This window comes from Micromonospora sp. WMMD882 (assembly GCF_027497255.1).
In the GTDB taxonomy this organism is placed as follows: Bacteria; Actinomycetota; Actinomycetes; order Mycobacteriales; family Micromonosporaceae; genus Micromonospora.
Genome location: NZ_CP114903.1, coordinates 5,872,805 through 5,885,736 on the forward strand (window position 1 = coordinate 5,872,805; position 12,932 = coordinate 5,885,736).

Below are 12,932 nucleotides of genomic sequence, written 5' to 3' on the forward strand. Positions count from 1 at the left end.
GGCTGCTCAGGAGCGCGTCGGGCGCTGCTGCCCGTCGAGGTGGGCGCGCAGGCCCTCACCCTCGATGTCCACGTTCGGCAGCGCCCGCCGCAACCAGCGGGGCAGCCACCAGGCGGTGTCACCGAGCAGCGACATCACCGCCGGGACGATCGTCATCCGGACGACGAACGCGTCGATCGCCACGCCGATGGCCAACGCGAAGCCGATCGACTTGATGACCGGGTCGTCGAGGAAGACGAAGCCGCCGAAGACCGACATCATGATCAGGGCCGCGGCGGTGACCACCCGCGCGCCGTGCCCCATCCCGTTGATGGTGGCCTGGGCGGCGGTGTCGCCGTGCACGAAGTCCTCCCGCATCCGGGACACCAGGAAGACCTCGTAGTCCATGGCCAGGCCGAACAGGATGCCGATGAGCAGGATCGGCAGGAAGCTGATCAGCGGCCCGGGGGTGTCCAGCCCGACCAGGTCGGCGAGCTTGCCCTGCTGGAAGACCGCGACGGTGATGCCGAAGGTCGCCGCGACCGTCAGCAGGAAGCCCAGCGCCGCCTTGACCGGCACCAGGATCGACCGGAACACCAGCATCAGCAGCAGGACGGACAGCCCCACGACGAGCAGCAGGTAGACCGGGAGCGCGTCGGCGAGTTTCTCCGACACGTCGATGCCGATCGCGGTGACGCCGGTCAGCAGCACGTCGACGCCGTCGATGCCGTCGACCGCGCGGCGGATGTCGTGCACGGCGGTCTCGGTCGCCTCGTCGGTCGGGCCGGCGGTCGGGATCACGCCCAGCAGCGCGGTCCGGCCGTCCGGGCTGACCTGCGGCGGGGCGACGGCGAGCACCCCGTCGACGGCCTGGATGTCCTGGGCGACCCGGGGCAGGGCGGCCTGGGTCTGCTGCGGGGAGTCCCCGGAGACGACCACCGCGAGCCGGCCGTTGAAGCCGGGACCGAAACCCTCACTGATCAGGTCGCTGGACGTGCGGGCCGCGGTGCCCACCGGCGCGGTGCTCGGGTCCGGCAGCGCCAACCGCATCTCGGTGGTCGGCAGGGCGAGCAGACCGAGCCCGATCAGCCCGGCCAGGATCACCGGGATCCGGAACCTGGTGACCCAGCCCGCCCAGCGGAAGCCGAAGCCGGCCCGGTCCTCCACGCCGCCCCCTGCGGCGTCGCCGCCCGCCGGGACCTCGCCGCCCGCCGGGACCTCGCCGCCCGCCGGGACAGCGGCGCGCAGCTTGCGGGGGAGCACCCGCCGGCCGGCGAAACCGAGCAGCGCCGGCTGGAGGGTGATGGCGACCAGCACCGCCACGGTGACCGTGCCGGCGGCGGCCAGACCCATCACGGTGAGGAACGGGATGTTGACCACGCTGAGCCCGGCGAGCGCGATCACCACGGTCGCGCCGGCGAAGACCACGGCCGAGCCGGCGGTGCCGACCGCCCGGCCGACGGCCTCCTCGGCGGGAAGCCCGGCGAGCAGGTTCTGCCGGTACCGGGACGAGATGAACAACGAGTAGTCGATGCCGACGGCCAGGCCGAGCATCAGCGCCAGGATCGGGGCGGTGCTGGTCAGGTCCACCACGCCGCTCAGCGCGAACAGCCCGGCCATCCCGACGCCGACCCCGATCAGCGCGTTGAGCATGGTCATTCCGGCGGCTACCAGCGAGCCGAACGTCACCACCAGCACGATCAGGGCGACCAGCACGCCGAGCGCCTCGGTCGAGCCGACCTCCGGCTCGGCGTTGAGCACCTCGCCGCCGGGCGCGACCTGCCATCCCTGGCTCTCGGCCCGCGCGCCGACCTCCGCGTACGCGTCGCGCTGCTCCTCGGTGACCTCATCCGCGCCCCCGGCGAACTGCACCTGGATCAGCGCGTACCGGCCGTCGGGGGTGATCGCGCGGGACTGGACCGGGTCGACCGCGCCGACCACGCCGGGCAGCTCGCCGGCCTCCCGGACCAGCTCGCCGATCACGGCCTGCCCCTCGGGCGTGCCGAGCTGGCCGGCCTCGGGAGCCTTCACCGCGATGGTGCCGGTGGCGCCGCTGGCCGCCGGGAACTCCCGGGCGAGCAGGTCGATGGCCTCCTGTGACTCGGTGCCGCGCATGGTGAAGTCGCTCGACGTGGTGCCACGGAACAGCGCCGCGGTCAGGCCGAGCCCGACGAGCACCACGAGCCAGAGCGCTACGACGAGGCGTCGTCGACGCAGTGAACTCCGGCCGAGCCGGTACAACAGGGTCGCCATGGTCTTCCTTGTCCTCGCAGGTTGGTCGGTCGGATCAGTCGGGTGGGGCAAGCGCCCGCCGGACGACGGTCAACAGGGCGGCCCGCAGCTCGGCGTCGCCGAGATCGGGGAACTCCGCGCAGGCGGCCGGGATACCGGCCAGCACGATCAGCGCGGCGATCCGGTCCTCGGCCCGCCCGGAGCCGCCGGCGAACGCGTCGAGCAGCCGCTCGGAGCAGCGTTGGATGGGCGCGAAGGCGGGATGCTCCAGCAGCTCCGGGAACTCCCCGTGGAGCAGGGCTATCTCCCGGCGGAACCGCAGGGTCAGCTCGACGAAGCCCTCGGTGGCGGTACGGCGCGCGGCCCCGCCGGACAGGCCGGTGAGCTGCGCGTCCAGGGCGAAGAGGGTGGCGATGGCCGGAGCCATCAACTCGGTGAGCAGGCTCTCCTTGTTGGCGAAGTGGTAGAGCACCGCCGCCTTGGAGCAGCCCGCCTCCCGGGCGATGTCCTGCAACGAGGTGCCCTTGAAGCCGCTCACCGCGAACTGTCGCGCCGCGGCGGCGAGGATCTCGTCCCGCGTTCCCGGTACCGCCCGTGCCACCGTCGTCCACCTCCTGCACCGAGCATGCCTGACCGATCGGTCAGCACCTGACCGATCGGTCAGGAGATCATGGTGGTCTTCGCCACATTCCCGTCGGACCGGACAAGCCGTACCACCGTCGACGGGTACCCGGCGCCCTCCGAGTCCGGGCCGGACCGGACACCGGCCACGCCCGGCGGGTCCGGTTGCGCCCGGCCCGCCCGGGCAGGAAGGTGGACGGATGGCCGGCGCCGACGAGACCCGGGACGGGGTGTCCCTGACCAACCTCGACCAACCACTGTTCTCCGGGGCCGGCGTCACCAAACGGGACCTGGTCGACTACCTGGACGCGGCGCGCGACCGGATCCTCCCGGGACTGCGCGGCCGACCGCTCTCCGTGGTACGCGCGCTGCGCGGGCAGGCCCCGTTCATGCAGAAGAACCTGCCGAAGTACGCCCCCGACTGGGTACGCCGGACGGCGGTGTGGGCGGAAGCGTCCCACCGCGAGGTGTCGTACGCCCTCTGCGACGACCGTCGGACCCTGCTCTGGTTCGCCAACCAGCGGTCGGTCGAGTACCACCCGACCCTCACCACCGTCGACGACCCGCACCGCCCCACCCACCTCGTGCTCGACCTCGACCCGCCGGAGGGCGACTCCTTCGCGCTGGTCGTGGCCGCCGCCGAGCTGGTCCGCCAGGCGCTGGCCGACGCGGGGCTGACCGGGGCGGTCAAGACCAGCGGCGCCAAGGGCGTGCACATCCTCGTGCCGGTCGGGGCGGACGTCGACGCGGCCGACAGCGCCGCCGCCACCCGGGCGCTGGCCGCCCGTGCCGCCCGACTCGACCCGGCGCTGGCCACCACCGCCTTCATCCGCGAGGACCGCGGTGGACGCGTCTTCGTCGACTCCACCCGGGCCGGCGGGGCGACCGTGGTCGCCGCGTACAGCCCCCGGCTGCGGCCCGGCGTGCCGGTCTCGTACCCGGTCGACTGGGCCGACCTGGCCCAGGTCACCCCCGCTGACCTCACCATCCGGACGGTGCCCGCGTCGACCGGTCCGGAGGACGACCCCTGGGCGGGGCGGATGCCCGCGCCGCAGCGCCTCCCCGCCGACCTGGTCGCCGAGGGACACACCATCCCGGTCGCCCGGGTGCAGGCCATGCACGAGGGGAAACGCCGCGCCCGCGCCCGCCGCGCCGCCGAGGCGGCCACCCCCGACCAGTGACGCCGGGCAGCGCGTCACTTCCGGTCCCCGAAACGTCAGGAAGGAACCCCCGGTCGGCGCGTGGCGATGGATGCGAGGCCGCGCCGGACGCCGGCACCACTTCGGCACAGACACCAGCCCACAGCAGCCGACACCGGCTGACGGTCGGGATGAGGCCGGACACACGAGTAAGGCCGCTGACCTGGTTTGCCCTGGTCAGCGGCCTTTTCGTGCTGGTCTGCTCTGGTGCCCCCGGCAGGATTCGAACCTGCGCCCCCGCCTCCGGAGGGCGGTGCTCTATCCCCTGAGCTACGGGGGCTCAGCGACGCGAGAAGAGTAGCAAACACCCCCCGGGAGCGCCGAATCGGTATCCGGTGGCGCGCCGTCGCTCGGCCCCGACGCCGCGGCCAAGACCACCGGCTTCCCGGACCGGAGCCGCGGGCCGGCCCCGGTGATCAAGAGCCTTGCGCGCTGCTCAGTGGCGCCGGAGGCTCGAAGCTCCTGATCACCGACCGGGACGTCATCGAGCGGGCCGGCGGGCGCGGTAGCCGGCGGGGCCGGGACGTCGTCAGGCGGCGGGGCCGAGTCGACCCGCTCGGGCGACGAGGGCGCGTCCGCAACTCGGCAACGGGTGCAGCGCGATCCGCCGGGGCAGCCGGCGTGGCCACTCGTTGCGGGGCCAGGAGCCGTCGACGATCACGTGCACCGTCCGCTCGTCCGCGCCGCTGAGCCGGAGCACGAAGTCCCGGGGGAGCGGCGGGTCCACCGACGGCGTGGTGATCATGAAGCGGACCCGGCCCCGGGAGGAGACGGCCGAGACCACGTCCGCGGCCGGCATGGTGCCGCGCAGGCGTACCCGGCCGAGCCAGTAGACCTCGGACAGGTGCTCCTGGGCCGCTTCGGTGATCGCCGGGTACTCGGTGCGGACCCAGTGTTCCACCGCGCCGACGCAGAGCCCGCAGGCGCGTTCCCGGGGTTCCCGGGGGCCCAACCCCCACGCCCGCAGGTACGCCCCGACGGCCCCCGCCTCCAGCGGCAGGTCGTACCGGCGCTGGATGAGGCTGGTCAGGCTCTGTCGGGTCCAGAGCTCCTCGGCCAGGCCGAACGCGTCGGGGTGGACGCCCCGCAGCGCGTCGATCAGGTCCAGTTCCTGTTCGCGGCTGAGCGGTCCCGACTCGCCCGGCCGTTGTCCGCGACGGACGGCTGCCACCGCTCCGTCACCGCCGATCGTGTGGCGTCGGCACCAACTGGTGACCGACCGTCGTGCGTCTCTGAGTGCAACCCCCACACTCTGCGCAACGACCTCCAATCCCCCCGGGTCACGATATCTGGGCACGAAAACCCTGAAATCGTCGAATCGGTCAAAGGGTGCAAGTCTCTTTCTTGATCCACTCAGCTCGGGGAGGTTTCCGGGAAACGGGGTGGTCCGTCCGGCGCGACGCCCCCGTTTCCGCGATGTGAACCAGGCGTCCGCCCCGGCGGCCCCGCCCCGGCCGGGCGGGACGGGTGAGCGGGGGTAGACGACGATCGCCGCCCCGGACACGGGGCGGCGATCGTCGGTGGGCAGGAGGTACGGGAGTCAGCCGCGTAGCCGGTCCCGGGCCGCCCGGAGGTTGTTCAGGTCCTTCTGCTGGGTGTTCTTCATGACCTGGGCGGTGCGCAGGACCTCGGGATCGCCGCCGTGCTCCAGCACCGCGTCGATCATGTGCACGCCGCCGATGTGGTGGTCGATCATCATGTCCAGGAACAGGATGTCGCCCTCGGTGCCCCGGGCTTCGCGCAGCCGGGCCATCTCGTCGGGGGTGGCCATGCCGGGCATCAGCCCGTCCCGCATCATCTTCGTGCCGTCCGGCATCCAGGACATCCGGGGCTGGGAGCCGGTCGGGTCGAGGTCCCAGGACCGCAGCCACGCCTGCATCATGCCGATCTCGCCCTGCTGCCCGGTGGCGATGTCGCCGCCGATCTGACGTACCTCGCCGTCGGCGCCCTGGTCGAACGCGATGAGCCCCATCTCCACCGCCTGGGCGTGGTGGGTGGTCATGTCCCGGGCGAAGCCCGCCTCCGCCGAGGCGTCCCCGGGGCGGGTGAGGCGGGGGGTGAGCAGGCCCCCCGCGTACCCGAGGAGAAGACCGACCACGACGGCGACGGCCAGCGCCAGGGTGCCCCGACGGCGGCCGGCGCCGCCCGTCGGGCCGCCCGCGCCGGCGGCGGTCGTCGCCCCGGGCGTGGTCTGCGTCGTCGTCGGTGCGGTCATCTCCGGTCCGTCCTCACTGCTGCGGCATCTGCTGCTGGAGTTCGCGCGGGGTGGTGCCGGTCGCGGTGATGCCCTGGCCGCAGTTGGCGTTCGGGCCCTCGATCGACGCGTTGATCCGCAGCGTCTTGATGAACTCGTCGATCCGGCTGTCGTCGGCGTTGTCGACCTTGAGCTGGAAGCCCCACGCCTGGAGCGAGATCGGCTTGTCCAGCCCCTCGAACGGGCTGAGCATCGTCTTCTCCTGGCCCTGGACCTTCTCGGCGAGCTTGGCCACCTGGTCGGCGGGCAGGTCGGGACGGTAGGTGATCCAGACCGCGCCGTGCTCCAGGCTGTGCACCGCGTGCTCGTTGGCGATCGGGGCGTCGTAGACGTTGCCCTGGCAGTTCTGCCAGGCGGCGTTGTGCGGACCGGCGACCGGCGGGAGGACCGAGTACTGGATCGCGCCGGTCTTGTGGTCGCCACCCTTGACCAGGTCGGGGTCGCTCTCCCGGAAGTTACTGACGCCGTCGATGTCGCTGGCCCGCTCCTCCCACGGCTTGGAGCCCTGGAACGCGGCCCAGCCGCCGTAGCCGATGATCGCGACGGCGAGCACGGCGACCGCGACGCCGAGGGCGATCGGGCCCCACGCCCGGCCCTGGCTGACCTTCACCGGGGCGATCGGCTTCTTCGGGCCCTTGCCCTTGCCCTTGCCGCCGCCCGCCGGGCGGGCGCCACCGGCGGGTCGCTCGGCGGCGTTCTTCGCGTCGGCCGCGGGCCTGCCGGCCGCCGGCTTCTTGCCGGTGCTGACCACGGACGGACGGCGCTGGTCGCCGCCCGGGGTGCTGATGCTCATGGTGCCTCGTCAGGTCGGTCGGTCAGGGGAGTGTGGCGGGCCGGTTGACGCGCAGGGTCGCCCACGAGTGACCGAGTCTACCCCCGATAACATGGTTAAGTGACTCCCGCAGAACTCGCCGAGGTCGTTCTCTCCGCTGCCCACGCCGTCTTCACCGAGCGCGGGCTGGACCGTGCCGCCCTGCCGGAGCGGACGGCGGTGGAGCGACCCCGTAACCCGGAGCACGGTGACTACGCCTCGACCGTCGCCCTGCAACTGGCGAAGAAGGTCGGGCAGCCGCCGCGGGAGCTGGCCGCCGCCCTGGCCGAGCAGCTCGGGCGGGCCCCGGGGATCAAGTCGGTGGAGATCGCCGGCCCCGGCTTCCTGAACATCCGGCTCGACGCCGCCTCCGCCGGGGCGCTGGCCCGGTCGATCGTCGAGGCCGGCCCGGCGTACGGCCACAGCGACCGGCTCGCCGGCACGAAGATCAACCTGGAGTTCGTCTCGGCCAACCCGACCGGCCCGGTGCACATCGGCGGGGCCCGGTGGGCGGCCGTCGGCGACGCGATGGGCCGGCTGTTGCGGGCCACCGGCGCGCAGGTCGGCACCGAGTACTACGTCAACGACGCCGGCACCCAGATCGACCGGTTCGCCGCCTCGCTGCTCGCCGCCGTCCGGGGCGAGCCGGCCCCGGAGGACGGCTACAGCGGGGCGTACATCGCCGAGATCGCCGAGCGGGTGCGGGCGGCCCGGCCGGAGGCGCCGACCCTGGACGACGCGGCGGCCCACCGGGTCTTCCGGGACGAGGGCGTCGCGCTGATGCTTTCGGAGATCAGGTCGTCGCTGGGGCAGTTCGGGGTGGAGTTCGACCTCTACTTCAGCGAGCAGGGCCTGCACGACCGGGGTGAGCTGGAGCGGGCCCTGACCCGGCTGCGGGCACAGGGCCACGTCTACGACACCGACGGGGCGGTCTGGCTGCGCACCACCGACTTCGGCGACGACAAGGACCGGGTGCTGCGCAAATCCAACGGCGAGTGGACGTACTTCGCCGCGGACTGCGCGTACTACCTGGACAAGCGGCTCCGGGGTTTCGACCGGGCGGTCTACATGCTCGGCGCGGACCACCACGGCTACGTCGGCCGGATGCGGGCGATGGTGGCCTGTTTCGGTGACGACCCGGCCCGGAACCTGGAGATCCTCATCGGCCAGTTGGTCAACCTGGTCCGCGACGGCGCGCCGGTGCGGATGAGCAAGCGGGCCGGCACGGTGGTGACCCTGGAGGACCTGGTCGACGCGATCGGCGTGGACGCCGCCCGGTACGCGCTGGCCCGCTACTCCTTCGACTCCCCGATCGACATCGACGTGGAGCTGTGGACCCGGGCCAGCCGGGACAATCCGGTCTACTACGTGCAGTACGTCGCGGCGCGGACGGCGAGCGTCGCCCGCAACGCCGCCGAGGTGGGCCTGGCGCGGGGCGACGCCGCGGCGTTCCGCCCCGGTCTGCTCGACCACGAGAAGGAGAACGAGCTGCTCAAGGCGCTCGCCGAGTTCCCGGCCGTGGTGGCCACCGCCGCCGAGTTGCGGGAGCCGCACCGGGTGGCCCGCTACCTGGAGGACCTCTCCGGGGCGTACCACCGGTTCTACGACAACTGCCGGATCCTGCCGCGTGGCGACGAGGAGGTCACCGACCGGCACCGGGCCCGGCTCTGGCTGAACGACGCCACCCGTACGGTGATCGCCAACGGGCTGCGCCTGCTCGGCGTCTCCGCCCCGGAGAGGATGTGACATGCGGACCCGAGAAGTGACCCGGCCCGCCCGGTCCACCCGGCCCGCCCGGTCCGCTCCGTCGACCCGGCCGACCTGGAACGGAGGCTGCTGATGCGCGCGCACGAGGCCGGCGCCCTGCACGGCGACATCGGCAGCCGGGGGCCGGCCTGGCTGCGTACCCCGGTCGACGTCAACGACCTGGTGCCGCAGCTCTGGCCGCGGCGGGTGGCGCGCGGCGCGGACGGCGAGCTCACCGTCGCGGGCCTGGACGTCCGTTCGATCACCGCCGAGTTCGGCACCCCGGTGTACGTGCTCGACGAGGACGACCTGCGCTCCCGCTGCCGGGACTTCCGGGCCGCCTTCCCCGACGAGGACGTCTACTACGCGGGCAAGGCGTTCCTCTGCCGGGCGGTGGTGCGGATGATCGCCGAGGAGGGGCTGTTCCTCGACGTCTGCACCGGCGGGGAGCTGGCGGTCGCGCTGGCCGCCGGGATGCCGCCGGAGCGGATCGGCTTCCACGGCAACAACAAGTCGGTCGCCGAGCTGGCCCGGGCGCTGGACGCCGGGGTGGGCCGGATCATCCTCGACTCGTTCACCGAGATCGACCGGCTCACCGCGCTGGCCCGGGACCGCGGGGTCCGCCCCGGGGTGCTGATCCGGGTGACCGTCGGGGTGGAGGCGCACACCCACGAGTTCATCGCCACCGCCCACGAGGACCAGAAGTTCGGCTTCTCGCTGGCCGGCGGGGCGGCGATCGCCGCCGCGCTGCGCGTCCTCGACGAGGACGTGCTGGAGCTGCGCGGCCTGCACTCGCACATCGGCTCGCAGATCTTCGACGCCAGCGGCTTCGAGGTCTCCGCCCGCCGGGTGCTGGGCCTGCAGGCGCAGATCCGGGACGCGCGCGGGGTGGAGCTGCCCGAGCTGGATCTCGGCGGCGGCTTCGGCATCGCGTACACCACGCAGGACGACCCGGCGACCCCGCAGGACCTGGCGAAACGGCTCCGCAAGATCGTCGACGGGGAGTGCGCGGCGGAGCAGCTCGCCGTGCCGCGGCTGTCCATCGAGCCGGGTCGGGCGATCGTCGGGCCGGCGGTGTTCACCGTCTACGAGGTCGGCACGGTCAAGGACGTCGACGGGATCCGCACGTACGTCAGCGTCGACGGTGGGATGAGCGACAACATCCGTACCGCGCTGTACGACGCGTCGTACTCGGCGACGGTGGCCTCCCGGTCGTCGACGGCCGAGCCGATGCTCGCCCGCGTGGTGGGAAAGCACTGTGAGTCCGGGGACATCGTGGTGAAGGATGAATTCCTGCCCGCCGACGTGCAGCCCGGAGATCTTGTCGCGGTGCCGGGCACCGGCGCCTACTGCCGGAGCATGGCCAGCAACTACAACCACGTGCCCCGACCCCCGGTCGTGGCGGTGCGCGACGGTCGGGCCCGGTTGATCGTCCGCCGGGAAACCGAAGCGGACCTGCTCGCATTGGATGTTGGATGACGTCACCCCTGCGCTTGGCGATACTCGGCTGCGGCACCGTCGGGAGCGAGGTGGTGCGGCTGCTGCACGAGCAGTCCGCCGACCTGGCGGCCCGGATCGGCGCCCCGTTGGAGATCGCCGGGATCGCGGTGCGCCGGCTCGGCCGGGACCGCGGCGACCTGCCGGTCGACCCGGAGCTGTTCACCACCGACGCGGTCGGGCTGATCAAGCGTGACGACGTGGACGTGGTGGTGGAGGTGGTCGGCGGCATCGAGCCGGCCCGGAGCTGGCTGGTCGACGCGCTGCGCGCGGGCAAGAGCGTGGTGACCGCGAACAAGGCCCTGCTCGCCGAGGACGGCGCGGCGCTGCACGACGCGGCGGCCGACGGCGGCGCGGATCTCTACTACGAGGCGTCGGTGGCGGGGGCGATCCCGCTGTTGCGTCCGCTGCGCGAGTCGCTGCACGGGGACCGGATCAACCGGGTCACCGGCATCGTGAACGGCACCACCAACTTCATCCTCTCCGCGATGGACGCCACCGGGGCCGGCTTCGCCGAGGCGCTGGAGGAGGCCACCGAGCTGGGGTACGCCGAGGCCGATCCGACCGCCGACGTGGAGGGCTTCGACGCGGCGGCGAAGGCGGCGATCCTGGCCTCGCTGGCGTTCCACACCCGGGTCGGCGCGGCCGACGTGCACCGGGAGGGGATCACCGAGGTCACCGCCGCCGACATGGCCAGCGCCAAGGCGATGGGCTGCACGATCAAGCTGCTCTGTCTGGCCGCCCGGGGCGTCGACGCGGCCGGCCGGGGGTCGGTCAGCGTCCGGGTGCACCCGGCGATGATCCCGCGCAGCCACCCGCTGGCCAGCGTCGGGGACGCGTTCAACGCGGTCTTCGTGGAGGCGGAGGCGGCCGGGCCGCTGATGTTCTACGGCCGGGGCGCGGGTGGCGCGGCCACCGCCAGCGCGGTGCTCGGCGACATCGTGGCGGTCGGCCGTAACCGGCTGGCCGGGGTACGCGCGCCCAGCGAGTCCGCCTACGCGGACCTGGTGGTGCGGCCGATGGGTGAGGCGTTGACCCGCTACCACGTCAGCCTGGACGTGGCGGACAAACCGGGCGTACTGGCCGCGGTGGCCGGGGTCTTCGCCCGGCACGACGTGTCGATCGCCACCGTCCGCCAGGCGCCGGCGGGCGCCGAGCCGGCCGGTCGGGGCGTGGACGCGGTGCTGGTGATCGTGACGCACGTGGCCCCGGACGCCGCGCTGGCCGCCACCGTCGAGGAGCTGCGCGGGCTGGACGCGGTCCGGTCCATCGCCAGCGTGCTGCGCGTGGAGGGCGGCGCGTGAGCCGAAGCGTGCCGCGTGGGGCTGGGCGGCGCGGCACGGGCGGCGCGTGAGCTGAGCCGGCGTCCCGCCAGGTGGGTAAGCCCGGGACCGGTGTCCCGTTGACCGGGATACTGGTCCACGCTGGCCAGGCCCTGCGACTCGGCGGGGTCGCACGACGCGAGGAGAGCGATATGTGGCGGGGTCTGATCGAGGAGTACCGGGAGCGGCTGCCGGTCACCGAGGCCACGCCCGTCGTCACGCTGCACGAGGGGAACACCCCGCTGCTGCCCGCGCCGGTGCTCTCCAGCCGGCTCGGCTGCGACGTCCACCTCAAGGTCGAGGGGGCCAACCCGACCGGCTCGTTCAAGGACCGGGGGATGACCCTCGCCGTCTCCAAGGCGATCGAGGCCGGCAACAAGGCGATCATCTGCGCGTCCACCGGCAACACCAGCGCCTCCGCCGCCGCGTACGCGGCCCGCGCCGGCCTGACCTGCGCGGTGCTGGTGCCGCAGGGCAAGATCGCCCTCGGCAAGCTGGCCCAGGCGCTGGTGCACGGCGCGAAGCTGATCCAGGTGCAGGGCAACTTCGACGACTGCCTCTCGATGGCCGCGAAGCTCGCCCAGGACTACCCGGTGGCGCTGGTCAACTCGGTCAACATCGACCGGCTGCACGGGCAGAAGACCGCCGCCTTCGAGATCGTCGCGGCCCTCGGCGACGCCCCGGACATCCACTGCCTGCCGGTCGGCAACGCGGGCAACATCTCGGCGTACTGGATGGGGTACTCCGAGGAGCTCAGCGCCGGGGTCGCCACCCGGGCCCCCCGGATGTACGGGTTCCAGGCGGCCGGGGCCGCCCCGATCGTCGGCGGCCGGGTGGTCGACCAGCCGTCAACGATCGCCACCGCGATCCGGATCGGCAACCCGGCGAGCTGGACGAAGGCGATCGACGCCCGGGACGCCTCCGGCGGGCTGATCGCCGCGGTGACCGACCGGGAGATCCTCGACGCGTACCGGCTGTTGGCCCGGGAGGTGGGCGTCTTCGTCGAGCTGGGCAGCGCGGCCAGCGTGGCGGGGCTGCTCCAGCAGGGCGCGGCGGGTCGGGTGCCGGCCGGCTCCACCGTGGTCTGCACGGTCACCGGTCACGGCCTCAAGGACCCGGAGTGGGCGATCTCCACCGCCCCGTCCCCGATCACCATCGCCAACGACCCGCTGGCCGCGGCCCGCTCCCTGGATCTGGTCTGACCGGTACCCGCGACAGGCCCGGTCCGGCCGGGTTCCGCGACGTCACGACCCGTCCCGCGCCGGTCGTGA

The 12,932-nt window shown here is 73.2% G+C and carries 10 protein-coding genes and 1 tRNA gene; 5 read left to right on the plus strand and 6 right to left on the minus strand.

Translation table 11 applies throughout. The features are described from left to right. Nucleotides 1-6: 6 nt before the first annotated feature. Both O7606_RS25370 and O7606_RS25375 read right to left on the minus strand, forming a co-directional pair. Complete coding sequence (locus O7606_RS25370; protein ID WP_281596503.1) at nucleotides 7-2,232, minus strand: MMPL family transporter; 2,226 nt, start codon at nucleotides 2,230-2,232, stop codon at nucleotides 7-9. A gap of 34 nt (nucleotides 2,233-2,266) precedes the next feature. Further along, on the minus strand, nucleotides 2,267-2,812 hold the full coding sequence (locus O7606_RS25375; protein ID WP_281596504.1) for a TetR/AcrR family transcriptional regulator: 546 nt from the start codon (nucleotides 2,810-2,812) through the stop codon (nucleotides 2,267-2,269). A 220-nt stretch (nucleotides 2,813-3,032) separates the two neighbouring features. On the opposite strand from O7606_RS25375, the gene O7606_RS25380 reads away from it, so the two are divergent. Then, nucleotides 3,033-4,013, plus strand: a complete 981-nt coding sequence (locus O7606_RS25380) for an ATP-dependent DNA ligase (protein ID WP_281596505.1) — start codon at nucleotides 3,033-3,035, stop codon at nucleotides 4,011-4,013. A gap of 223 nt (nucleotides 4,014-4,236) precedes the next feature. On the opposite strand, the gene O7606_RS25385 is transcribed toward O7606_RS25380, so the two are convergent. The 4 genes from O7606_RS25385 to O7606_RS25400 form a co-directional block, all read right to left on the minus strand. After that, nucleotides 4,237-4,311: transfer RNA gene (locus O7606_RS25385), tRNA-Arg, on the minus strand. Between the two features lie 249 nt (nucleotides 4,312-4,560). After that, on the minus strand, nucleotides 4,561-5,280 hold the full coding sequence (locus O7606_RS25390; RefSeq protein ID WP_281596506.1) for a winged helix-turn-helix domain-containing protein: 720 nt from the start codon (nucleotides 5,278-5,280) through the stop codon (nucleotides 4,561-4,563). Between the two features lie 291 nt (nucleotides 5,281-5,571). Continuing rightward, nucleotides 5,572-6,246, minus strand: coding sequence for a DUF305 domain-containing protein (locus tag O7606_RS25395; protein WP_281596507.1), 675 nt, complete (start codon nucleotides 6,244-6,246; stop codon nucleotides 5,572-5,574). Between the two features lie 13 nt (nucleotides 6,247-6,259). Next, nucleotides 6,260-7,078: a DUF3105 domain-containing protein gene (locus tag O7606_RS25400; RefSeq protein ID WP_281596508.1), complete on the minus strand. Its 819-nt coding sequence runs from the start codon at nucleotides 7,076-7,078 to the stop codon at nucleotides 6,260-6,262. A gap of 99 nt (nucleotides 7,079-7,177) precedes the next feature. Here O7606_RS25400 and argS point away from each other — a divergent pair, with 99 nt between their 5' ends. The 4 genes from argS (at nucleotide 7,178) to thrC (ending at nucleotide 12,863) form a co-directional block, all read left to right on the plus strand. After that, entirely contained in the window at nucleotides 7,178-8,842 is a 1,665-nt protein-coding gene (gene argS / locus O7606_RS25405; RefSeq protein WP_281596509.1) for an arginine--tRNA ligase, read from the plus strand. Between the two features lie 93 nt (nucleotides 8,843-8,935). After that, the gene (gene lysA / locus O7606_RS25410) at nucleotides 8,936-10,321 is read left to right on the plus strand and encodes a diaminopimelate decarboxylase (protein ID WP_281596510.1); all 1,386 of its coding nucleotides are present in this window, start codon (nucleotides 8,936-8,938) and stop codon (nucleotides 10,319-10,321) included. Between the two features lie 8 nt (nucleotides 10,322-10,329). Beyond that, the gene (locus O7606_RS25415) at nucleotides 10,330-11,643 is read left to right on the plus strand and encodes a homoserine dehydrogenase (protein ID WP_281599873.1); all 1,314 of its coding nucleotides are present in this window, start codon (nucleotides 10,330-10,332) and stop codon (nucleotides 11,641-11,643) included. A 170-nt stretch (nucleotides 11,644-11,813) separates the two neighbouring features. Beyond that, entirely contained in the window at nucleotides 11,814-12,863 is a 1,050-nt protein-coding gene (gene thrC, locus O7606_RS25420; protein ID WP_281596511.1) for a threonine synthase, read from the plus strand. The last annotated feature ends 69 nt before the right edge of the window (nucleotides 12,864-12,932 follow it).